The organism is Ochrobactrum sp. C6C9, from assembly GCF_022627935.1.
Lineage (GTDB): Bacteria > Pseudomonadota > Alphaproteobacteria > Rhizobiales > Rhizobiaceae > Brucella > Brucella teleogrylli.
The window spans coordinates 220,290-241,619 of record NZ_JABXGB010000001.1 but is presented as its reverse complement, the minus strand read 5'-3'; the positions used below and the strand labels follow the sequence as shown (position 1 = coordinate 241,619).

Genomic DNA, 21,330 nt, shown 5'->3' with positions numbered 1-21,330 from the left:
CACGTGAGCACCGGAAGCGAAAAATCACGCCATTTGCAGGCCGCCAGAGCCCAAATATTCCAGCCCCTAGACGCGCATCGGCATCAGGACATACAGCACATCTTCGTCGCCGGTGTCGCGCACCAGTGTGGGCGAACCGGCATCAGCCAGCATGAAGACAGCATCCGAGCCGGAAAGCTGGCTGGTGATGTCGAGCAGATATTTGGAGTTGAAGCCGATATCCAACGGATCGGAATCATAATCCGCTGCCAGCTCGTCGGTTGCACTTCCCGAATCGGGATTATTGACCGTCAGCGTCAGCTGGCCATCGGCGATGGAAAGCTTGACCGCACGGCCACGCTCGCTCGAAATGGTCGAAACGCGGTCCACCGACGCGGCAAACTCCTGGCGTCCGATGGTGAGCTTCTTGTCATTGCCGGAAGGAATGACGCGCTGGTAATCCGGGAAGGTGCCGTCGATGAGCTTGGAAGTAAGCACCACCGAGCCGACCGTGAAGCGAATCTTGGCATCCGACAGTTCCACCGTCGCGACCACATCAGGGGCATCGACCAATTTTTGCAGTTCGGCAACCGTCTTGCGCGGGATGATAATGCCCGGCATGCCTTCCGTGCCCGATGGCGCTTCCAGTTCGGCGCGGGCCAAACGGTGACCGTCGGTCGCCACGGCGCGCAGCTTCAGAGCGCCGTCGCTTTCAATGGCATGGAAGTAGATGCCGTTCAGATAATAGCGGGTTTCTTCCGTCGAGATCGCAAACTGGGTGCGGTCGATAAGGCGCTTCAGCGCCTGCGCTTCGATGCGGAAGGAATGGGTGAAAGACCCGGCTGTCAGTTCCGGGAAGTCCGACTGCGGCAGACACTGGAGACGGAAGGACGATTTGCCGGAAATGACCGACATCGAACCGCCATCCGGATTGGTCGACAGCATGACTTCCGCGCCATCGGGAAGCTTGCGCACAATGTCATAGAGAAGGTGTGCCGGAACGGTCGTCGCACCCGCCTGCTCGACCATGGCGGCGGTTGCTTCATTCACTTCGAGGTCGAGATCGGTCGCCTTGAGGGCGAGGCTTGCGCCTTCGGCCTGCAAAAGCACGTTCGACAGAATCGGAATCGTGTTGCGACGCTCCACGACGCGGTGGACGTGGTTGAGAGATTTGAGAAGGTTCGATCGCTCTAGGGTAACACGCATGTTCAAACGCACTCGCTCGCTGGGACCAGGGCGCTTGCATCTGACGGGCAGCGGCCCTCGTCGGTACGGCGCCAGAGGCGCCAGAAAGGTCCGTTAAAGTGGCAGATTTTTAAGGAGAAAAGCAAGCCCGCGCCGTGCCGTAATGCGACAGGGCCCGGGCTTTTTGTTGATAACCGCCTTTGATAGCGGGGAAGCTGGTTTTATCAGGCAGCCTGATCGTTGATGAGGCGCTTCAGAAGCTCCAGTTCCTGTGCCAGCTTGGTGTCGGCACCCACCAGATCTTCGATCTTGCGCACAGCGTGCAGCACGGTGGTGTGATCGCGTCCGCCAAAGCGGCGGCCAATTTCAGGCAGCGAGCGCGGCGTCATCATCTTGGCGAGATACATCGCCACCTGACGCGGCTTCACGATGGTGCGGGTACGACGATTCGAGAGCAGATCCTGCTTCGAAACATTGTAATGGCGCGCCACGATGCGCTGGATCTCCTCGATGCGGATGCGCTTCGGTTCACCTGCGCGGGTCAAATGACCCAGCAGCTCATCCACGCGGTCGATTGACAGATTCGGCTCGAAAGACTGGCGGAACAGAAGCTGGTTGAAAGCACCTTCCAGCTCCCGACCCGATCCGGTGACGGTGCGGGCAACATGCGAGAGAATCTCGTCGCCAATGTTGAGGCTCGGATCTTCAACCTGTGCCGTGTTCAGACGACGACGCAGCATTTCAACGCGCATGTCGTAATCCGGTGCGGCCACTTCAAGCGCGACGCCGCCCTGCAGACGCGAACGGACGCGAACGTCGAGCGATTCCAGTTCCGACGGTGCACGATCAGCGGCAACCACGACCTGCTTGGCGCTGTCGAGCAGCGTGTTCAGGAGATGGCAGAACTCGTGCTGAATGGACTTGCCCTGCAGGAACTGCATGTCGTCGATGACCAGAAGGTCGATGTCGCGCAGCTGCTCCTTGAAGGAAAGCGCATTGTTGTCACGGATCGCGGTCGCAAAGCGCCACATGAAATATTCAGCTGTCAGATAAACGACGCGGGCCTTTTCCTGACGCTGCAACGCTGCCGCTGCAATGGCCTGGAGAAGATGCGTCTTGCCGAGACCGACCGAGGCATGGATGAAAAGCGGGTTGAAGCGCACGGCGCTGGAACCGGCTTCCGCAATGGTGCGGGCGGCAGCAAGCGCCACGCGATTCGATGCGCCATCGACGAAGCTGTCGAAGGTGTAGCGCGGATCAAGCGGCGAACCGAGAATCGAGCCCGAAGCGGCAGCCGATTCTGCGACCACGGCGGAGCCGCGCTTGTCGCCGATATGCTGACCGGCAAAGGACTGGCCGACCGGGAACATCATCTTTTCGCGCGGCGCCACGACCGGCTTGGTTTCAGCCGATTCTGCCGTTTCTGCGGGAGCGGCGCTGCGAACCACACGGTTCATGCCGCGCACCACGACTTCGACCTTCAGGATCTGCGCGTTTTCTTCCTGCCAGAGTTCGGTCAGGAGTTCGGAATAATGATTGTTGATCCAGGAGCGCAGAAAAGCGGTCGGAACCGACAGACGCACAATGCTCTTGGAAATATCGTCAAGTTTCAACCGGCCAAACCAGCTCGAATAGATTTCGCTGCCCACGCGGGCTTTCAGCTTTGCCGTCAGGCGCTCGAAAGCCTCTTCGCTAACCGCAGCGTCCACGTTCGTCAGGCTCTTGTCATTGCCGGTAGCAGAAGATCCATGGATACGGTTCGCATGTGCATCATCACCCATCGTTGCCGTCGCCTTGCCGCTCGTCATTGCCATCGCTCGCCTGCCTTCACATTCGTACGCGCCATTTTCCGGCGCTTGTCATTTTTTCCAGCTCGTCGTTCCGGATCTGTCGTCCTTCAACGTCGGCGGTACTCATTCATACACTCAGGCCCGCAAACATCCGGGCCAAACACAAACTCAATCGAACCCAACAGGTCCCAAACCGAAATACTCCTTTCCGGTTACCCGCGCACGACTCATACAACTGTTCACCGAAGGCTGATTGCCCGGAACCCCTTCCACGACAACCACTCAATTGCCCGCCATCTGTCCAAAACGACTTTCCGGTTAATGGCCAGTTAATGGCCCGGTCATTGAATGATAAGCAATCGCCTGAAAGAAAGAGGACCTTGGAGACCAGAAAATAGCGCCCGCGGATTGAACATCCACGCTGACATTCGACAGCAATAAGCGCTAACTCCGGGCCGGTGGCCCACCCCTCTTGATGAGCTGACTTTAGCGAAGGGCCGGCGCAAAGAGCAAGCCTGAGATTGCCAGTTTTTTTTCATAAAACCCCTTGCATAGGGCAGTGCGACAGACAGGGAATCGGACGCCAGCGAATTAACACCTTTGGATTCAAGGCATTTTCCACATGGTCAAATTATATGGTCCTGATCTGTTCCGCCTGAAAAATAAATTTTAAAATTCTGCTTGACTCAAACGGCCTTCCGAGTCCGGTCGGACCCCTGTGGATAACTCCGTTGGAATCTCCGCAAATGATTGAAATTACAATTGAAAATTACCCAATCATTGCTTTTGGAAACCTCGGAAACTGGCCTTTTCACATTGAAAAAACTGCGAAAAAATGGCGACCTCTCCTTGCGCAGTCTTTTGGCAGAAACCTGAAAAAAAGAAAACCCGGCTAACAATGAGCCGGGTTTCGAAATTTACATATAAAAATAGGCGGCAATTAGGCGTTGAGTGCCTTCACGCGCTTGGCAAGACGAGACACCTTGCGAGCAGCAGTGTTCTTGTGCACGACGCCCTTGGAGGCTGCGCGCATCAGTTCAGGCTCAGCAGCCTTGAATGCGACTTCCGCAGCCTGCTTGTCGCCGCTCAGCAGAGCGTCTTCCAGCTTGCGGATGAAAGTGCGAACGCGCGAGCGGCGCGACTTGTTGATTTCGGTGCGGGCAGCGATCTTGCGCACTGCCTTCTTGGCCGAAGGAGTATTGGCCATAAATGCCTCTCTTTTTCTGTCAGCTAGCCAGGGGCTTAAACCGCCGGGCACAAAACCTCTAGGGCAGCCGAAATCCCTAGAAATCCCGGGAAGGCCGCCGATCCGTGGGCGGGCTTATAGATCAGCTTTGCCCTCACGTCAACGAGGATTCTGCCTCAACCGCCAATCAAAAAGCCGGATTTGCGCCTGCGCGCGGGCTTTTCGGCCCTTACAAGGGGCCATCATACCGCATCGGGCAACGGTAATGGCTGCCCGATGTGCTGTCAGTCTTATCGATTCTTGAAGCTTGGCGTGCGCTTGTCGATGAAAGCGGCCATGCCTTCCTTCTGGTCTTCCGTCGCAAAAAGCGAATGGAACAGGCGGCGCTCATAGCGCAGTCCTTCGTTCAAGGTCAATTCGTAGCTGCGGTTGACGGCTTCCTTGGCCATAAGCACGGACGGACGCGAGAAGGAGGCGATGCGCTCGGCTGCCTTCAGCGCTTCTTCCAGCAGGACTTCCGGCTCGACGACCCGCGAAACGAGACCCGAACGCTCGGCTTCCGCTGCATCCATCATGCGGCCAGTCAGGCACATATCCATGGCCTTGGACTTGCCGACAAAACGGGTCAGGCGCTGCGAACCGCCCATGCCCGGAATGACGCCCAGCGTAATTTCCGGCTGGCCGAACTTGGCATTGCTGCCCGCGATGATGAAGTCGCACATCATGGCCAGCTCGCACCCGCCACCCAGCGCATAGCCGGAAACGGCGGCGATGATCGGCTTGCGCACGCGGTCCACCTTCTGCCAGTCGGCGAACATATCCTGCAGATAGGCATCGACGAAATCGATCGACTGCATTTCCTTGATGTCGGCACCCGCCGCGAAGGCTTTTTCGGAACCGGTCAACACCACGGCGCCAATCTTGTCATCGGCGTCGAAAGCCGAGAGCGCATCCGTCAAATCATCGAGCACTCCCCGATTGAGCGCATTGAGCGCTTGCGGGCGATTGAGGCGGATAAGCCCGACATTGCCGCGCGTCTCGACGATGATCGTTTCATAAGCCATGGAATTCTGCTCCTCCTTCATCAGGCATCGCCATCCGGTTCAGGCCCCTATAAGGCCGATACCATGACAGCTTCAATTTCCGGGCGGCAAGGTGAACCGGCCATCCCCGTTTGGCAAGGTCTTATGTCTGGCACGAGGCACAGAAAAAAGTCGAACGTCCCGCCTGAACCGCACGCTCGACCACGCCATTGCAGGCGGGATTGCGACACGGCTCCCCTTCCCGCCCATAGACCGAGAAGGAATGCTGGAAATAGCCGAGTGCGCCATCGGCCTGAATATAATCCTTCAGGCTCGATCCGCCCGCAGCAATCGCCTCCGCAATCACTGTGCGGATATCGCTCGCCAGACGCTCCATAAGTGCTGCATCGTCCGCCACGGCCCCGGCTGCCCGCATGGGCGACAGGCCGGAACGCCACAGCGCCTCGCAGACATAGATATTGCCGAGACCGGCGATCAGCCGCTGATCAAGCAGCGCTGCCTTGAGCGGCGTGCGCCGTCCCTGGAACAACTCCGCCAGTACCGCCCCCGACAGAAGATTGCCGGTCGGTTCGATCCCGAGGCCGCTCAGAAACGGATGCGTATCGAGCGCGCCTTTTTCCGCAAACAGCATGAAGCCGAAACGGCGCGGATCATTATAGATGATGCGCGCGCCCGAACCGCCCGGCCGCAACAGGTGAAACACCACATGGTCATGGGCGCTGTTCTTCGAACGCTCATGCTGGAAGGCGCCGGGCGTGTCGGCATCGTCGTCGGCCTCGATGCGAAACGAGCCGGACATGCCAAGATGGCTGATGACGGACAGGCCGTCATCGAGGTGAAGCGTGAGATATTTCGCACGGCGACCGAGCGCCTCGATACGGTGACCGGTCAGTCGCTCGACAAAATGCTCCGGGAATGGAAAGCGGAGATCGGGTCTGTTCTGATCGACACGTTCGATGGTTGCGCCTTCCATGAAGGGTTGCAAGCCGCGGCGAACGGTTTCTACCTCTGGCAATTCTGGCATGAAAACAAATCCTGAAGGGGGCGGTTTGGCCTTTCCTTCTATATGTTGGGTTTTGTCCACATTGCCAAGCACTACAGTTGCATTCTTCGTGATGCCGGTCTGCAACGAGCAATTTCCTGCGCTCCGGTGCTCACGTACGTTGAAGTACGCTCCGCTCCGGTGCTCGAAAATCACTCGTTTCGCCGCGGGCTGACGAATTTGCAACTGTAGTGCAAGGGGCAGAGCCAAGAGACGGGTTCAGCAACCGCTGCAGGGAATGGTGTTGGTATAGCGCGGCGCGAGGTAATAGGTCTCGCTCATCGGTATGCTGGTCGATATCCAGGAATTCAGCGGCTTGTAGTCCAGTTCGACATCGACCTTGATGAAATAGGCATCGCTTGCGACCAGCGCCTCGGGAAGATCGGCCTTGCTGCCAGCCAGCGCCGCGAAATTTGCGACATTGGCGCGCGACCAGTCAACAGTCACGGAAAAGGTGCTGGACGACTGCGCCTTGGTGACCTTGATGGCTGTCACCCTGATCTTCGGGCTTGTCCGGCGATAGGGCAAAAGCGACGTGCTGCCGATGGCGAACATATCGTCGATATCCGTGGCTTTGACGGATATCTGGCGTGTGACCAGATCGGCAAGGCTGCTCGCGGACCGCGACACCTTCTTGTTGACGTCGAGACCATCGGCCAAATCGGTGGAGCCCAGATAAATCAGGAGCAGAACCGGGACGATCAGCGCGAATTCAACCGCGCCGACCGCGCGCTTGTCGCGGAAAAATCTCTTCAACAACCGGGATAATGCTGTTCGCATGGCGATATAGGTCCAGTCCGGGCCACAACCCGATATTCGTCGTCAGTTTGGAAACGGCTCGTTTTGCCATGTCAGCGTGGAGAATAACGGCATAGTGCCGCTTTCCGCATCGGCGCTATCGGTCATGTAGAGAATGTTGGTCAGAACCGGCCAGCGATAAAGCACATTGAGCTGGTTGATGGTCGAGGTGCCGTTCGTGCCGGTGATGCCGGTGCGCGACAGATAACCTTTGTCCGTCAGAATCTCGCGGGTCGGGACCGAGGCAAAGCCGGAATATGTTCCGAGATTGAATGACAACCCCTCGCAACCGGTTTTCACCATGAACTGGATCTGATCGCAAAGCATGGTCTGGATTCTGGTCTGCGTGAGATCGCTTCCCCGGACCTGCCCGGTCTGGATCTGGCGCGCCACGTTCTGCGTGGCGTTCCATAACACCTGTCGGGCGGTGAAATTCATGCCTGTTTCAATGATCGAAAAGACGATGAGGAGAAACGGGATGATCAGGAGCGTGAATTCAATGGCCGTGACGCCGTCTCGCGCCCGACCGAACAGCCGCAACTGACGGATGGCGGCCTGCAACCGCAGCCGTCCTTCTCCGCGCCTTTGACGGAAATCCATGAATGCCATGCCCCACCCAAACCCGCCGGTTCAAACCATGGCGCATGATTACATCAGGACAACCTGAAAGAGTATTAACGACGCAGGTCGGATTTTAGAGAGGGGTGTTATTTATCGTCGCCGGTCTTGGTGGATGCCTTTTCGCAATAGGGTGTGCAGGACAAGGTCTGTACCTCTGCCTGGCGATAAACGCGCATGGTGCCGCGCGCATTGCTGGAAACGACGAGTTCCCGGTCGATGATCGGCTCGCCGTTCTTATCCATGACAACGATATTGGTAACGCCAAAATCCTTGCCGGTCAGCACGATGGTCTGGGAATCCTGCACCACTGCATCCGCAATGGCGGGATTGCCGATCACTACCGTGTCGGCGGGTCGGGCCAGACGAAGGATGCGCGCCTGACTGGTTTCCAGCTTGATATATTCTTCCGCCTGCGCAGCCTGAAGCCCTGCTGAAACCAGCATCATTGCGGCCAAAGCAGATGCCTTCCGCAACTTTTCCGAAGAGAAAAACCGACGCGCCACTCTACGACCCCCGTAATATGCCTAGCAAATAATGAAGAGGATTGGTGAAGGAAGCATTAAGCCGCCCCGCCTCATGCGCCAGCGGCGAGCCAATCGACCGGGAAACGCTTCATTAACCCTGATTGTTAAGGGCCCTACAATGCGTGTCGATTATCTTTCCGCCATCCGAACAGAGCGACGGCCATGATGGGGCAACCGTCTTCGGAGAGGTGAAGGAGCGTGCAATGCCGACATTGATGACGCGTTTTTTGAAGAACCGGGCCGGTTCCACAGCGATTGAATATGCGCTGATCGGCACACTGGTTTCGATTGCGATCGTCAGCGGCGTGGCGCTCATGGCCGACAGCGTCGGCGAAAAATTCGACAGCGTTGCCACGAGCTTTCAGAACGCGACCAACGGCCAATAACACTTATTGAATGGATCGGGGGATTCGATGGTCATAGCGGCGCTGATGACGGCGATATTCGTGGCGGCGATGGTCACGGCCATGGTCACCGATCTTCTGTCGATGACCATTCGCAACCGGGTTTCGATTGGGCTCGCCGCCGGTTTCATCATCCTTGCACCGTTTTCCGGTCTTGCCCTTGCCGATTACGGCTGGCATCTGCTGGCAGGCGGGCTGATGCTTTGCATCACTTTCCTGCTCTTCTGCCTGCGCACTATGGGCGGCGGCGATGCAAAAATGATTGCAGCAACCACATTGTGGTTCGGCTTCAATCCGGGTCTGGTGGATTATGTCATCAAGTTTTCGCTGATTGGCGGCGCCCTCACGCTTCTCATCATTCTTTACCGCCTGATGCCGCGCCCGGCGCATGCGGATCGCTATGCCTTTTTGGAACGGCTGTCGCGCAAGGATGTCGGGATTCCCTACGGTATTGCGCTGGGTGCTGCCGGTCTCTGGAGCTTCCCGCTCTCACCCGTTGGCAAGACCATGCAGTCGATTTTGTTCGCTCCCGCGTAACGGCCAGCACGAAATTGCCCTGCGGAACTTATATTTCTTAATACGAATAAGATTATATTAACCATAATTACACGATTGCCAGTGCAATTTTGGAACACGTCGTTCGGACGTGGGGACTTGCACGGGGCGCATCATGAAATCAGCTCGTCTGCTCATTCTTGGGGTAGCCGTCATCGCTGCTGGCGGTGCGGGCTATATCGCCATGAATCTGGCGGCACCGCCGCCAGCGCCGGTCGTGGTTGCGTCCGAAACCCCACAGATCCAGCTGGAAGAAGTGCTGGTCGCCACGGAAAACCTCGGTGTCGGTGCTGAACTGACCTCGCAGATGCGCTGGCAGTCATGGCCTGCGGAAGCGATATCCGACGGCTATATCACCCGGTCCAGCGAACCAGACGCGATCAATCAGCTCAATGGCGCAACCGTCAGGCTGCAACTTTTCCCCGGCGAACCCATTCGCAAGGTGAAGCTGATCGGCCCCGGACAGAGCTTCCTCTCATCAATCCTGCCGCCCGGCATGCGTGCGGTTGCGACCCAGATCAATGCCGAAAGCTCAGCGGGCGGTTTCATCCTGCCCAATGATTTTGTCGATGTCATCATGACCCGTCGCAAGCCGGACAATGCAACCAGCACCTCCATCGCGCCTTTCACGACCGAAACAGTGCTGCAAAATGTGCGTATTCTCGCCATTGACCAGACCATTCAGGAAGACGAACAGGGCCGCAAGGTCATGGTCGGCCAGACCGCGACACTGGAACTGACGCCCGATCAGGCGGAAATCATCACCGTCGCCCAGCAGATGGCCGACCGGTTGACCCTGTCCCTGCGCTCCATGCACGATGCGGAAGACAAGGACATCAAGCAGGCCGACTATCTGGTTTCCTCGCCGACGCGCAGCGGAACCGTCAAGGTCATCAAGTCCGGCAGCATTACAGAAGTAGGACCGCGCTCATGAAACAGGGAAAACGCGTGCGCCCGTATTTTGCCAAATCCGCCCTCATTGCCGCAAGCCTGGCACTTTGCGCCCAGCCTTTCTTCGAAGCGCCTGCCATGGCAGCGGGTGGCGTCGTCAAGGTCGGCGCACAGGGCCGCGCCCAGCGCATCGCGCTTGGTCTCAACAAATCGCTTGTGCTGGACCTGCCGCAGGACGCCTATGACGTTCTCGTCTCCAATCCATCCATCGCGGATGCGGTCACGCGCACATCGCGCCGCATCTATCTGTTCGGCAAGCAGGTCGGGCAGACGAATATCTTTGTCTTCGGCCCGAATGGCGAACAGATCGCCTCGATCGATGTTGAAATCGAGCGCGATGTCAGCAGCCTTTCGACGCAATTGAAACGTCTCGTTCCAGGTTCCGATATCCGGGTTGAACTGATCAACGACAACGTCGTTTTGACCGGCACGGTTCAGACGCCACAGGATTCGGCGCAGGCCGCAAAGCTTGCAAGCCTTTTCGTAACCGGTGGTGAGGCCACGACGGGCCAGTATTCGACGACCGCTTCGGCCCCGACCGATGGCGGCGGAGTAGCAATCGACAATCCCGATGCAGGGCGGCGCACCAGTAAAGTGGTCAATATGCTCACCATCGTTGGGGAAGATCAGGTCACGCTGAAGGTGACGGTGGCCGAAGTCAGCCGCACCGTCATGAAGCAGCTCGGCGTCAATATGACGGGCAGCGGAACCAGCAACGGCATTTCTTATGGCGGCATTTCGGAAAGCCTGCCCGGAGCCATTGGCGATACCCTGTCAAATACTGGCTTCGGTCTCGCAACCAGCAATTTCTCTGCCTATCTGCGCGCGATGGAAACAGCAGGCGTCATGAAGACGCTGGCCGAACCGACGCTGACTGCGATTTCCGGCGAAAAAGCTGCATTCAATGTGGGCGGCGAATATAATGTCATCAACAGCGTCACCTATGACGATGATGGCAAGCGCACCAACCAGCTGGCCAAGATCAACTATGGCATCGGACTGGAGTTCATGCCGGTGGTGCTCGGCCCGGGTCGCATCAGCCTGAAGATCAGAACATCGGTTTCCGAACCCACAACGGAAGGTTCCTCATCGACCAACCAGGCAGACGGCCTCGGCGCGAGCATTCTGTCGCTGCGCAAACGCGTGGCAGACACCACGGTGGAGTTGCCATCCGGGGGCTCGATGATGATCGGCGGCCTTATCCGCGATGAAGTGCGCCAGTCGGTTTCCGGCTTTCCGGGTCTTACCAAGATTCCCGTCCTCGGCGCGCTGTTCCGCAGCAAGGACTTCATCCGCAACGAATCCGAACTGGTCGTCATTGTGACGCCTTATCTCGCTCGCCCGGTGGCGCGGCAGCAGCTTGCGCGCCCCGACGACAATCTTAATCCGGCCAGCGATGGCGCCGGTTACATTCTCGGCAAGGTCAACCGCGTTTACGGGACGATGGAGACCAAGCTGCCGCCCGGCCGTTACAACGGCGTTGTCGGGTATATCTACAAATGAGCGGGGAAACGGGAATGACAATCCGGGGCAAAAAGGTTTCCATCAAGTCGGCGATGCTGGTTCTGTCGGTCGCGCTTCTGGCCGGTTGCGCCAACCGACAGCACGTGACCGTCGGCGCATTGCCTGACGATTACCGCACCAATCATCCCATCACGATTGCCGAGCGCGAGCAGGTGACGGATATTCCGGTCGGCAGCGCCGATAGCCGGCTTAATACCATGCAGCGCGGCATCGTGCAGAAGGCCGTCGCCAACTATCGCTATAACGGATCGGGCATGGTCTATGTGCTGGTTCCAGCTGGTGCAGCCAATCAGGCTGCCGCCTATCGCCTGAGCACGGAAATCTCCGCAGCGCTGCGCAAGGGTGGCATCAAGCAGACCAATATCGCCATTGAAAACTATCCCGTTCCATCACCGGATGCCGCAGCGCCGATCCGCATCAGCTATTATGCGATGACGGCTGGCACGACGCCTTGCGGTCGCTGGCCGGACGATATTGCGACCACGCCGGAAAACAAGCATTACGCCAATTTCGGCTGCTCGATGCAAAACAATCTCGCAGCTCAAGTCGCCAATCCAGCCGATCTTCTGGGGCCGCGCGCTTCCTCTCCAATCGATTCCGACCGCACGACGGAACGCCTCAATGGCGATCAGGGCTACACGAAAATGTCGACTGCGCAGACGGATAATTGGCAAGAACCCCGCAGCGAACAGGCAAATTACTAAGAGGGCGAACCATGACAAATATCGCCTTCGAACCGGACAATGGCAGCGAAATTGCCGAACAGCGCGCGCCGATCATGCTGGAAAATGTGCGGCCGATTCCGCGCATTTCCATCCAGGCCTTTTGTGAAAACGAAAGCGTCGCTATTCCCATCGAACGTGCCGGCAACGACCGGCGCATGGCCAAGACGCATCTCAAAGTCTCCGGCGGCGGCATAGAAGCGGCCATCGAGTTCTACCAGACAGCCTCAACGCCCAATCTGATCATTGTCGAATCGTCGTCGGAACCGAGCATTCTGCTCGACGAGCTCCAGCGCCTGTCGGAGGTCTGCGATCCCGGTTCCAAGGTGCTCGTCATCGGCCACTCCAACGAAGTCTGGCTCTATCGCGAATTGCTGCGCCGCGGCGTATCGGAATATATCGTAGCGCCCGTTTCGCTAGCCGATGTTCTGGCCATCGTCTCATCGATATTTCTCGATCCGGGTGCCGAACCGCTTGGACGTTCCATCGCGGTTATCGGCGCGAAGGGCGGTGTCGGCGCATCGACCATCGCGCACAATGTTGCCTGGTCGATCTCGAACCTGTTCCGGCACGACGTGGTTCTGGCCGATATGGACCTGCCCTTCGGCACGGCCAATATCAATTTCGATCAAGACCCGACGCTCGGTATCGCCGATGCCGTGTTTTCGCCTGAACGGGTGGACGAGGTCTATCTCGACCGCCTTCTGGTGCAATATGGCGAACATCTCTCGATTCTCGCCGCCCCTTCCAGTCTGGAGCGCACCTTCGATTTTCAGGAAGACGCCTTTTCCGAAATAATCGATGTCGCCCAGCGCACCTCGCCGCTGGTGGTTCTCGATCTGGCGCATGGCTGGAACGGCTGGACCCGCACCACATTGATGCGGGCCGATGAAGTGGTGATCGTCGCAGCACCCGATCTCGCCAATCTGCGCAATACGAAGAACCTGCTCGACACGCTGGCGCAATTGCGCCCGAACGATCTGAAGCCGCATCTGGTGCTCAATCAGGTGGGTGTGCCGAAGCGCCCCGAAATTGCACTGTCGGACTTTTCCGAACCGCTCGGCATCGACCCGATTGCTGCCATCGAATTCGAACCGCAGCTTTTCGGCAATGCCGCCAATACCGGGCGCATGATCGCGGAAACCAGCCCCGACAGCCCGGTTTCTGCAACCATCACGCATTTAGCGCACGTGCTGACGGGACGGGCGGATGTCCAGCCGCGCAAGAAGAATGGCATCTCCGGTCTTTTGGGCAAATTTGCACGCAAGACGAAGTAACGGCGGAAAATCATGTTCGGCAAAAGAGGCAACGATTCAGGAAGCAAACAGGATGGCAGCATTGCAAAAGCAATCGCGCCTCAGCCTGTGCAGCGCACGGAGCCTGTTCAGCCGTCCCGCATGCAGGCCGCTGTTCCCACCACGCCTGCCAGACCTGCCCCGCCCACCAGCAGCGGGCGCGAGAAGACCGAAGGCTATTACGACACCAAAGCGCAGGTCTTTTCCGCGCTGATCGACACGATTGATCTGTCGCAGCTTTCGCGCATGGCGCCCGATACGGCGCGCGAGGAAATCCGCGATATCGTCAATGATATCATCGCCATCAAGAATTTCGTGATGTCGATTGCCGAGCAGGAAGAACTGCTCGACGACATATGCAACGATGTTCTGGGCTACGGTCCGCTGGAGCCATTGCTCGCCCGCGACGACATTGCCGATATCATGGTCAATGGTTCGCGCCACACCTATATCGAAGTCGATGGCAGGGTGCAGGAAACGGGTATCCGGTTTCGCGACAACCAGCAGCTTCTCAATATCTGCCAGCGCATCGTCAGCCAGGTCGGCAGGCGCGTCGATGAATCAAGCCCGATCTGCGATGCACGCCTGCCGGACGGGTCGCGCGTCAATGTCATCGCGTCCCCCCTGTCGCTTGACGGCCCGGCGCTCACCATCCGCAAATTCCGCAAGGACAAGCTGACGCTCGACCAGTTGGTGCGTTTCGGCGCGATTTCCAGCGCCGGTGCGGAACTGTTGCAGATCATCAGCCGCGTGCGCTGCAATGTCATCATTTCCGGCGGCACGGGTTCGGGCAAGACCACGCTTTTGAACTGCCTGACCCGCTATATCGATACGCATGAGCGCATCATCACTTGCGAAGATTCCGCCGAACTGCAATTGCAGCAGCCCCATGTCGTGCGCCTTGAAACCCGCCCGCCCAATCTGGAAGGCGAAGGCGAAGTGACCATGCGCGATCTGGTCAAAAACTGCCTGCGTATGCGCCCGGAGCGAATCATCGTCGGCGAAGTGCGCGGACCGGAAGTCTTCGATCTGCTGCAAGCCATGAATACCGGCCATGACGGCTCGATGGGCACCATCCACTCCAACAGCCCGCGCGAATGTCTCAGCCGTATGGAAGCCATGATCGCCATGGGCGGCTATGTGCTGCCGCAGAAGACCGTGCGCGAAATTCTGGTCAACTCCATCGATATCATCATTCAGGCGGCGCGCCTGCGGGACGGTTCGCGTCGCATTACCCATGTGACAGAAGTTGTCGGGCTGGAAGGCGACGTTATCATCACCCAGGATCTAATGCTTTACGACATCAAGGGCGAGGACGCATCCGGACGTATTCTCGGCACGCACAGTTCGACCGGCATTGGTCGTCCGGCCTTCTGGGAACGCGCGCGCTATTACAACGAAGATAGCCGCCTTGCCACTGTTCTCGACAGTATGGAGACGGTTGACTGATGACCGCCTCCCCCGTCAGCATTCTGATCTTCATTGTTCTGGCGGTGGTCGCCTGTGCTGCGCTCGCCTATGTGCTGTTCTATGACAGGCTGGCCAGCAAGGACCCCGCCTCGCGGCGGCTGGAAACCGTGCGCAACTATGCCGAACGCAGTGTCACCCGCAGCGAACGGGACAAAAACACCGATATCCAGAAACGCCGCAAACTGTTGCAAGACAATATCAAGGATCTCGAAGCGCGGCAGAAGCAGCGCGAGAAGAATCAGAAATACCCGCCGCTGCGCATCATGCTGACGCAGGCGGGCCTGAGCATCACGCTGCGCCAGTTCTATATCTATTCCGGCGTCACGGCCTTCACCGGCCTCCTGATCGGCTTTATTTTCGGCCTGCCGCTTCTGCTACTTCCCGGCATTGCCATTGCCTGCTTTTTCGGGCTGCCACGCTGGTTCGTGCTGCAAAAACGCAAGCGCCGCCTGAAGAAGTTTCTGGAAGAATTTCCAAACGCGCTCGACGTCATTGTCCGCGCGACAAGGGCGGGCCTGCCGCTCAACGATGGCTTGCGCCTGATCGCCAGCGAGGCGCTGGAGCCGGTCAAAGGCGAATTCAAGAAAGTCGTTGAAGCCCAGCAGATGGGTCTGTCGATCCCCGAAGCTGTTGGCAAGATGCCCGACAGCATGCCCTGCCCCGAAACCAACTTCTTCGCCATCGTGATCCAGATTCAGTCTCAGGCGGGCGGCAATCTTTCCGAAGCGCTGAACAATCTGTCCAAGGTGCTGCGTGATCGCAAGAAGATGAAAGCCAAGGTCGATGCGCTTTCGATGGAAGCAAAGGCATCAGCCGCCATCATCGGCGCGCTGCCCTTTATCGTCATGGTGCTGGTCTATCTGACCAGTCCGCAATATATGACGCTGCTTTTCACGTCATCAACCGGCCATATGCTGTTAGGCATTGCCGCCGTGCTGATGGCGACCGGCATCTTCATCATGAAGAACATGATCAATTTCGATATGTGAGGCGCAGACCATGTTTTCTCTCCTCATCGAAAAACTAAGCGACCCGCAATTTCTGATCGCCATGCTGATCACGGTTGCGGTTTTCGCCGCCATCGTCACTGTTGTCATGCCGGTCCTCAGCACCAGTGTTTTGAAATCACGCATGAAATCGGTCGCCACCGAGCGCGAGGCCATCCGCTCGCGCGAACGCGCGCGGCTAGCAACGGAAAACGACCGGCGCAACAGCCTGCGTCACCAACAGAAGCAGGGCATTCGCGACTTCGTCGAAAGGCTCGATCTGAAAAAGGCGCTGGCCGACGAAAAGACGATTGCAGCACTCAGAACCGCCGGTTTTCGCGGGCAAAACCCGCTCAACATCTTCCTGTTTCTGCGCTTCGTGCTGCCTTTCGGCGCGATGACGCTGGCAGCCTTTTACGTCTTCGTGCTTGGCAATCTGCCGGAGCACTCATTCTTCGTCCGGATTTTCGTCTGTATTCTGGCCGGTTATGCCGGGTTCTATGCGCCGAACCTCTATGTTTCCAACAAGGCGGCCAAGCGCAAGCAGTCGATCCGCCGGGCCTGGCCGGATGCGCTCGACCTGATGCTGATCTGCGTCGAATCGGGCATGTCGGTTGAAGCAGCCTTTCGCAAGGTGGCCGACGAAATCGGCATACAATCGGTGGAACTGGCGGAAGAACTGATGCTCACCAATGCCGAGCTGTCATTCCTGCCCGAGCGCCGTCAGGCCTATGATAATCTCGCCAGCCGTACCGGCGTCGATCAGGTGAAATCGGTTTCGCAGGCGCTTATTCAGGCAGAGCGTTACGGTACGCCGGTGTCGCAGGCGCTCAGAACGCTTTCTCAGGAAAGCCGCGATCTGCGCATGCTGGAAGCGGAAAAGAAAGCGGCAGCCCTGCCGCCGAAACTGACCGTGCCGATGATCGTGTTCTTCCTGCCGGTGCTGTTCATCGTCATTCTTGGCCCGGCCTTCATCCAGATCGCCGCGCAGGGCGGACTGTTCGGTCCGCGCTGATGCATCGCCGGATGTAAGAACGTCAGCCCTTCGGCTTGTCCTTGAGCATGTTCCAGGAGTTCTGCTGCGCCAGCATGGAACGCAGATAATCCGTGTTGGCCTTGGCCTGTTGCGGCGAAAGCTCCTGCGCGGCAATGGTTTCCGCTTCCTGAAAACGCCCCTGCAATCCGACTGAAAGCGCCAGATTCTGACGCACGCGGCTATCCGCGCCAGGCAGAACGGACGCCTGCCGGAAATAGTTTTCCGCCGCCTTGGAATCACCGGCGAGAAGATAGGACATGCCCATATTGGAGAGTACCGACGGTTCGTTCGGCTTGATCTGTAGCGCCTTCTGATACATGGCGCGGGCCTGATCCCGATTGCCCATCTGGTCGAGAATGGCACCTTCGGCGGAGACGAGTTTCCAGTCGGGATAGGCCGGGTTCTGCGCACGGCGAATGGCATCAAGTGCGGTGTCGAACTGGCCCGCACCGGCCAGCGCCTTGCCATAGGCGGCAAGCACCTGCTGATCCTTCGGATAGGTGATGACCAGCGCGCGCATGACGGCCAGAGCCTGATCGTTGCGGCCAAGTCGTATCAGCACGCCTGCATAATTGAGCGCTGTGCCACGGTCCTTGGGGTTGCGCTCATATTGCGCGCCAAGACGGCCCGCCATCGCGGCAAGCTGTGCGTCGTTCATGTGATCGAAAGTGGCTGCGGTTTCGACGCGTCGCACCGAACCTGTCGTAGTGCGGTCCACCGTGTTGCAGCCGGTGAGGACAAGCGCTGAAAGGATAGAAGCCACGCCAAGGCGGAAACCAGCGCCGCCCATTACACCGATGTTGAGCATCCCGCCTCCAATATCGACCGGCGCTACGCCCCGGTCCATCAAGCCCGATTTCTCCTTCATCAATAATCCGTTAACCCTAATGATTGGTTAACAAGCCCTGCATGCACCTGTTTTCAAACGAGGCGAAGCACTCTATCTGTTTTCAAAACTGCCTTGATCGGAAAGAGTGCCATGTCTGTCGAACTCATTGCCCAAAAGTCGGAACAAAGCCGTCCAATCTGGTTTACGAAAAAGGGGCAACTGGAAGAAAACACGCTTCCTGCCCCGGTGATCGCTTGGGCGAAAGCCCATGATTTCGACGGAGAGGCGGGCAAGGTTCTGGTTCTGCCGGGACCGGACGGCGCGATCTCCGGCGCGCTGTTCGGCATTGGCGACGGTGCCAAAGGTGGTCAGTCGCAACTGCTTGCAGGCAAACTCGCACGCAGCCTGCCGGAAGGTGACTGGCATTTCGAAAATGCTGGCGACGAGGCCGGGCTGGCGGCGCTCGCCTTCCTGATGGGCGGCTATCATTTCTCGCGCTACCGCAAGGCAAATGGCAAGACAATCCGTCTTGCTCTGCCAAGCGGTGTTGATGAAGCCGAGACGAAGCGCATCGCCGCAGCGGTTACACTCACGCGTGATCTCATCAACACGCCGACCAACGACATGGGACCGGACGCGCTGGAAAAAGCCGCACGCGAACTGGCCAGCGAACATGGCGCGAAGGTGAGCGTCACGGAAGGCGATGCTCTTCTGGAACAGAATTTCCCGATGATCCATGCGGTCGGACGCGCAGGCGCGATTGCGCCACGTCTGATCGACATCACATGGGGCAAGGAAAGCGATCCGAAAGTCACGCTGGTCGGCAAGGGCGTCTGCTTCGATACGGGCGGTCTCGATATCAAGCCCGCAAGCGGCATGTTGCTCATGAAAAAGGATATGGGCGGCGCTGCCAATGTGCTCGGCCTTGCCGCCATCGTCATGGGCGCAAAACTGGCCGTGCGGTTGCGCGTACTAATCCCGGCGGTCGAGAATTCAATTGCCGGAAATGCGTTCCGTCCGGGCGATGTTCTGCAAAGCCGCAAGGGACTGACCGTCGAAATAGGCAATACGGATGCGGAAGGCAGGCTGGTGCTGGCGGATGCTCTGGCGCTGGCCGACGAGGAAGAACCGGAATTGCTGATTGATATGGCGACCCTGACCGGTGCAGCGCGTGTGGCGCTCGGTCCTGACCTGCCACCGTTCTTCACCCATGACAATGCGCTGGCGGAAGCCATTGCCGCCAAGGCCGAGGAAACCGCCGATCCGCTGTGGCGCATGCCGCTCTGGCAGCCCTATGCGCAAAAACTGTCGTCACGCATTGCCGATATCAACAACGTCACCACTGACGGTTTTGCCGGATCGGTGACGGCAGCCTTGTTCCTCAGCCGCTTTGTCGAAAAAGCAAAGGCGCATGCGCATTTCGATATTTTCGGCTGGGTGCCGGTGGAAAAACCCGCCTCACCGGTCGGCGGTGAAGCGCAGGCGATCCGTGCGCTCTATCTGCTGCTCAAGGAACGCTACGCTTGATGTTTATCAATCGAAGGCTTCACCGGGATAAACACCCCATAGCTCCGACTGCTTGATCCAGCCGCGCACGCCGCTGACGTCCATACGGCACCATTGGCCGGTGCACTGGCGCACGGTGCCGACAACACCCGGTTCGATATCGGCAGCGACCGCTGCCGTATCGTTGGCATCGCGGCGCATGGTGATCATCTTGCCCTTGTCGTTCTTCAGCCACGGCGCGGTGATCGCTGTACGCTTGCCGGACAGAAGCGACTGGTAGACCCAGCCTTCTGTGCCGTCGGCATCGCGGATACGTCGCCAGTTGTCATATTCCTGAATGATCTCGACCGGCAGCCCGGCCTTCATGAACAGCCACGAAACCGGATAGTCGCGCCCCGGCCCGATGCGCAGGTTGACGCGCGCCGGTTTGAGGCTGACGAAGCGCGGCACAGGCAGTCCGCTTGCGCCCGTGGCGGTGCCAGTTGCTTCCGTTTCGGCTGCATGCGCGCTGATCGGCGCTGCCGTGAACAGCAGCCCCAGACACGCCGCAAAGGCCATGAAAAAGCGCTTTACCGAGATGCTCTGAGCCAAAAACCTTTGGGGAAGTACTCTATTCACTGCGCCTCTCGCCGTCCTGTTCTTTACTCAAGACGGTCATGCCTTCAGCGGAAGCGTAAAACGGCGGGGGCTGTCCGGCATCGCGACCGTCTTGTTTATCGGTCCTGTTTTTCTTTGTCTTTGCCCCGCCGCCTTGATAGAGATGAGCAGCCGAAGCAATATCCCATATTGCACCTTCTTGGTTAAGGAGGTCTCAACATGAAGCTTCAGCACAGAAGTTCGCCCGGAAGCGGGCTTAAAAAACGGGGTGGAGATGTCGAACAAAAAGAAGCCGCTGGTCGTTCTTACGAGAAAATTGCCGGACCCGGTGGAAACCCGAATGCGGGAATTGTTCGATGCACGTCTCAATATAGACGACCACCGTATGACCCAGCCGGAAATCATCGCCGCGCTGAAAGAGGCCGATGTTCTCGTGCCCTGCATCACCGATGTGATCGACGCCGCCGCCATCGAGCAAGCCGGCCCCAATCTCAAGCTAATCGCCAATTTCGGCAATGGCGTCGATAATATCGATGTAGCCGCCGCAGCCAAGCGCGGCATTACCGTAACCAACACGCCGAATGTGCTCACCGAAGATACCGCCGACATGACGCTGGCGCTGCTTCTGTCGGCCCCGCGTCGCCTTGTGGAAGGCGCGAATGTGCTGAACGAGCGCGATGGCAAATGGCCGGGCTGGTCGCCGACATGGATGCTCGGACGCCGCATCTGGGGCAAGCGCCTCGGCATTGTCGGCATGGGCCGCATCGGCACCGCCGTGGCGCGCCGCGCCAAGGCTTTCGGCTTGTCGATCCATTATCACAATCGCAAACGCGTCAGCCCGCAGGTCGAGGAAGAGCTGGAAGCGACCTATTGGGACAGCCTCGACCAGATGCTGGCCCGTATGGACATTATCTCGGTCAATTGCCCTTCGACGCCGGCCACGTTTCATTTGCTCTCGGCCCGTCGCATCGCGCTGATGCAGCCGACGGCCTATCTGGTCAACACGGCGCGCGGCCAGATCATCGATGAAAACGCCTTGATCGATCTGATCGAGCAAGGCCGCATCGCCGGTGCCGGGCTGGACGTGTTCGAGAACGAACCTGCGGTCAATCCGCGCCTGCTGGCGCTTGCCGAAAAAGGCAAGGTCGTGCTGCTACCACATATGGGTTCAGCCACGATTGAAGGTCGCATCGATATGGGTGACAAGGTCATCATCAATATCAAGGCTTTCGTCGACGGACATCGGACGCCGGATCGGGTGCTGCCAAACCGCGTCTAGCACAAGTG

General features: G+C 58.3%; 22 protein-coding genes. 11 read left to right on the top strand and 11 right to left on the bottom strand.

All coding sequences use genetic code 11. The features are described 5' to 3' along the window. Positions 1-66: 66 nt before the first annotated feature. The 8 genes from dnaN to HWD97_RS01135 form a co-directional block, all read right to left on the bottom strand. On the bottom strand, positions 67-1,185 hold the full coding sequence (dnaN, locus tag HWD97_RS01170) for a DNA polymerase III subunit beta (RefSeq protein ID WP_109368055.1): 1,119 nt from the start codon (positions 1,183-1,185) through the stop codon (positions 67-69). A 203-nt stretch (positions 1,186-1,388) separates the two neighbouring features. Then, a complete protein-coding gene (dnaA, locus tag HWD97_RS01165) occupies positions 1,389-2,972 on the bottom strand; it encodes a chromosomal replication initiator protein DnaA (protein WP_109368053.1) in 1,584 nt (527 codons plus the stop codon). Between the two features lie 922 nt (positions 2,973-3,894). After that, positions 3,895-4,161 (bottom strand): 30S ribosomal protein S20, encoded by a 267-nt coding sequence (rpsT, locus tag HWD97_RS01160; protein WP_078337759.1) that lies wholly within the window; start codon positions 4,159-4,161, stop codon positions 3,895-3,897. A gap of 269 nt (positions 4,162-4,430) precedes the next feature. Further along, complete coding sequence (locus HWD97_RS01155; protein WP_109370351.1) at positions 4,431-5,204, bottom strand: enoyl-CoA hydratase; 774 nt, start codon at positions 5,202-5,204, stop codon at positions 4,431-4,433. 121 nt (positions 5,205-5,325) lie between these two features. Further along, positions 5,326-6,207 carry a bifunctional DNA-formamidopyrimidine glycosylase/DNA-(apurinic or apyrimidinic site) lyase gene (mutM, locus tag HWD97_RS01150; RefSeq protein ID WP_371834596.1) on the bottom strand — a complete coding sequence of 294 codons (882 nt, stop codon included), beginning with the start codon at positions 6,205-6,207 and terminating at the stop codon, positions 5,326-5,328. 237 nt (positions 6,208-6,444) lie between these two features. Further along, positions 6,445-6,984 (bottom strand): TadE/TadG family type IV pilus assembly protein, encoded by a 540-nt coding sequence (locus HWD97_RS01145; RefSeq protein ID WP_371834595.1) that lies wholly within the window; start codon positions 6,982-6,984, stop codon positions 6,445-6,447. Positions 6,985-7,047: 63 nt separating this feature from the next. Next, entirely contained in the window at positions 7,048-7,632 is a 585-nt protein-coding gene (locus HWD97_RS01140; RefSeq protein ID WP_371834594.1) for a TadE/TadG family type IV pilus assembly protein, read from the bottom strand. Positions 7,633-7,730: 98 nt separating this feature from the next. Beyond that, the gene (locus HWD97_RS01135) at positions 7,731-8,090 is read right to left on the bottom strand and encodes a pilus assembly protein N-terminal domain-containing protein (RefSeq protein WP_109370131.1); all 360 of its coding nucleotides are present in this window, start codon (positions 8,088-8,090) and stop codon (positions 7,731-7,733) included. Positions 8,091-8,290: 200 nt separating this feature from the next. Here HWD97_RS01135 and HWD97_RS01130 point away from each other — a divergent pair, with 200 nt between their 5' ends. The 9 genes from HWD97_RS01130 (at position 8,291) to HWD97_RS01090 (ending at position 17,090) form a co-directional block, all read left to right on the top strand. Beyond that, positions 8,291-8,554: a Flp family type IVb pilin gene (locus HWD97_RS01130; protein ID WP_371834593.1), complete on the top strand. Its 264-nt coding sequence runs from the start codon at positions 8,291-8,293 to the stop codon at positions 8,552-8,554. Between the two features lie 27 nt (positions 8,555-8,581). Beyond that, positions 8,582-9,109, top strand: coding sequence for a prepilin peptidase (locus HWD97_RS01125; RefSeq protein WP_371834592.1), 528 nt, complete (start codon positions 8,582-8,584; stop codon positions 9,107-9,109). Between the two features lie 133 nt (positions 9,110-9,242). Continuing rightward, positions 9,243-10,061 (top strand): Flp pilus assembly protein CpaB, encoded by an 819-nt coding sequence (gene cpaB, locus HWD97_RS01120; RefSeq protein ID WP_109370128.1) that lies wholly within the window; start codon positions 9,243-9,245, stop codon positions 10,059-10,061. Next, a complete protein-coding gene (locus HWD97_RS01115) occupies positions 10,058-11,581 on the top strand; it encodes a type II and III secretion system protein family protein (protein ID WP_109370127.1) in 1,524 nt (507 codons plus the stop codon). Before cpaB ends, HWD97_RS01115 begins: the two co-directional genes overlap by 4 nt. Positions 11,582-11,595: 14 nt before the next feature. Continuing rightward, positions 11,596-12,306 (top strand): CpaD family pilus assembly protein, encoded by a 711-nt coding sequence (locus HWD97_RS01110; protein ID WP_109370126.1) that lies wholly within the window; start codon positions 11,596-11,598, stop codon positions 12,304-12,306. An 11-nt stretch (positions 12,307-12,317) separates the two neighbouring features. Continuing rightward, positions 12,318-13,601: a CpaE family protein gene (locus tag HWD97_RS01105; protein WP_124915148.1), complete on the top strand. Its 1,284-nt coding sequence runs from the start codon at positions 12,318-12,320 to the stop codon at positions 13,599-13,601. 12 nt (positions 13,602-13,613) lie between these two features. Next, a complete protein-coding gene (locus HWD97_RS01100) occupies positions 13,614-15,068 on the top strand; it encodes a CpaF family protein (RefSeq protein WP_109370124.1) in 1,455 nt (484 codons plus the stop codon). Continuing rightward, on the top strand, positions 15,068-16,078 hold the full coding sequence (locus HWD97_RS01095) for a type II secretion system F family protein (protein ID WP_109370123.1): 1,011 nt from the start codon (positions 15,068-15,070) through the stop codon (positions 16,076-16,078). The genes HWD97_RS01100 and HWD97_RS01095 overlap by 1 nt, the downstream gene beginning before the upstream one ends. A gap of 10 nt (positions 16,079-16,088) precedes the next feature. Next, positions 16,089-17,090, top strand: coding sequence for a type II secretion system F family protein (locus HWD97_RS01090; RefSeq protein ID WP_109370122.1), 1,002 nt, complete (start codon positions 16,089-16,091; stop codon positions 17,088-17,090). A 22-nt stretch (positions 17,091-17,112) separates the two neighbouring features. Here the strand turns inward: HWD97_RS01090 and HWD97_RS01085 are convergent, their stop codons facing one another. After that, complete coding sequence (locus tag HWD97_RS01085; RefSeq protein WP_109370348.1) at positions 17,113-17,919, bottom strand: tetratricopeptide repeat protein; 807 nt, start codon at positions 17,917-17,919, stop codon at positions 17,113-17,115. Between the two features lie 171 nt (positions 17,920-18,090). Here HWD97_RS01085 and HWD97_RS01080 point away from each other — a divergent pair, with 171 nt between their 5' ends. Then, the gene (locus tag HWD97_RS01080) at positions 18,091-19,467 is read left to right on the top strand and encodes a M17 family metallopeptidase (protein ID WP_109370121.1); all 1,377 of its coding nucleotides are present in this window, start codon (positions 18,091-18,093) and stop codon (positions 19,465-19,467) included. A 6-nt stretch (positions 19,468-19,473) separates the two neighbouring features. On the opposite strand, the gene HWD97_RS01075 is transcribed toward HWD97_RS01080, so the two are convergent. Both HWD97_RS01075 and HWD97_RS01070 read right to left on the bottom strand, forming a co-directional pair. Then, the gene (locus HWD97_RS01075) at positions 19,474-20,004 is read right to left on the bottom strand and encodes an SH3 domain-containing protein (protein ID WP_371834591.1); all 531 of its coding nucleotides are present in this window, start codon (positions 20,002-20,004) and stop codon (positions 19,474-19,476) included. 96 nt (positions 20,005-20,100) lie between these two features. Beyond that, positions 20,101-20,277, bottom strand: coding sequence for a hypothetical protein (locus tag HWD97_RS01070; RefSeq protein WP_180917932.1), 177 nt, complete (start codon positions 20,275-20,277; stop codon positions 20,101-20,103). Positions 20,278-20,317: 40 nt separating this feature from the next. On the opposite strand from HWD97_RS01070, the gene HWD97_RS01065 reads away from it, so the two are divergent. Next, complete coding sequence (locus HWD97_RS01065) at positions 20,318-21,322, top strand: D-glycerate dehydrogenase (RefSeq protein WP_109370120.1); 1,005 nt, start codon at positions 20,318-20,320, stop codon at positions 21,320-21,322. Positions 21,323-21,330: the final 8 nt, after the last annotated feature.

Bases quoted from the DNA above. Each gene is read 5' to 3' on its own strand.
- HWD97_RS01065 (WP_109370120.1), top strand. From the start codon at position 20,318: ATGTCGAACAAAAAGAAGCCGCTGGTCGTTCTTACGAGAAAATTGCCG.
- HWD97_RS01090 (WP_109370122.1), top strand. From the start codon at position 16,089: ATGTTTTCTCTCCTCATCGAAAAACTAAGCGACCCGCAATTTCTGATC.
- dnaA (WP_109368053.1), bottom strand. From the start codon at position 2,972: ATGACGAGCGGCAAGGCGACGGCAACGATGGGTGATGATGCACATGCG.
- HWD97_RS01085 (WP_109370348.1), bottom strand. From the start codon at position 17,919: ATGCTCAACATCGGTGTAATGGGCGGCGCTGGTTTCCGCCTTGGCGTG.
- HWD97_RS01110 (WP_109370126.1), top strand. From the start codon at position 11,596: ATGACAATCCGGGGCAAAAAGGTTTCCATCAAGTCGGCGATGCTGGTT.
- HWD97_RS01155 (WP_109370351.1), bottom strand. From the start codon at position 5,204: ATGGCTTATGAAACGATCATCGTCGAGACGCGCGGCAATGTCGGGCTT.
- HWD97_RS01125 (WP_371834592.1), top strand. From the start codon at position 8,582: ATGGTCATAGCGGCGCTGATGACGGCGATATTCGTGGCGGCGATGGTC.
- HWD97_RS01115 (WP_109370127.1), top strand. From the start codon at position 10,058: ATGAAACAGGGAAAACGCGTGCGCCCGTATTTTGCCAAATCCGCCCTC.
- HWD97_RS01075 (WP_371834591.1), bottom strand. From the start codon at position 20,004: ATGGCCTTTGCGGCGTGTCTGGGGCTGCTGTTCACGGCAGCGCCGATC.
- rpsT (WP_078337759.1), bottom strand. From the start codon at position 4,161: ATGGCCAATACTCCTTCGGCCAAGAAGGCAGTGCGCAAGATCGCTGCC.
- HWD97_RS01100 (WP_109370124.1), top strand. From the start codon at position 13,614: ATGTTCGGCAAAAGAGGCAACGATTCAGGAAGCAAACAGGATGGCAGC.
- HWD97_RS01095 (WP_109370123.1), top strand. From the start codon at position 15,068: ATGACCGCCTCCCCCGTCAGCATTCTGATCTTCATTGTTCTGGCGGTG.
- mutM (WP_371834596.1), bottom strand. From the start codon at position 6,207: ATGCCAGAATTGCCAGAGGTAGAAACCGTTCGCCGCGGCTTGCAACCC.
- HWD97_RS01135 (WP_109370131.1), bottom strand. From the start codon at position 8,090: ATGATGCTGGTTTCAGCAGGGCTTCAGGCTGCGCAGGCGGAAGAATAT.
- HWD97_RS01080 (WP_109370121.1), top strand. From the start codon at position 18,091: ATGTCTGTCGAACTCATTGCCCAAAAGTCGGAACAAAGCCGTCCAATC.
- dnaN (WP_109368055.1), bottom strand. From the start codon at position 1,185: ATGCGTGTTACCCTAGAGCGATCGAACCTTCTCAAATCTCTCAACCAC.
- HWD97_RS01105 (WP_124915148.1), top strand. From the start codon at position 12,318: ATGACAAATATCGCCTTCGAACCGGACAATGGCAGCGAAATTGCCGAA.
- cpaB (WP_109370128.1), top strand. From the start codon at position 9,243: ATGAAATCAGCTCGTCTGCTCATTCTTGGGGTAGCCGTCATCGCTGCT.
- HWD97_RS01140 (WP_371834594.1), bottom strand. From the start codon at position 7,632: ATGGCATTCATGGATTTCCGTCAAAGGCGCGGAGAAGGACGGCTGCGG.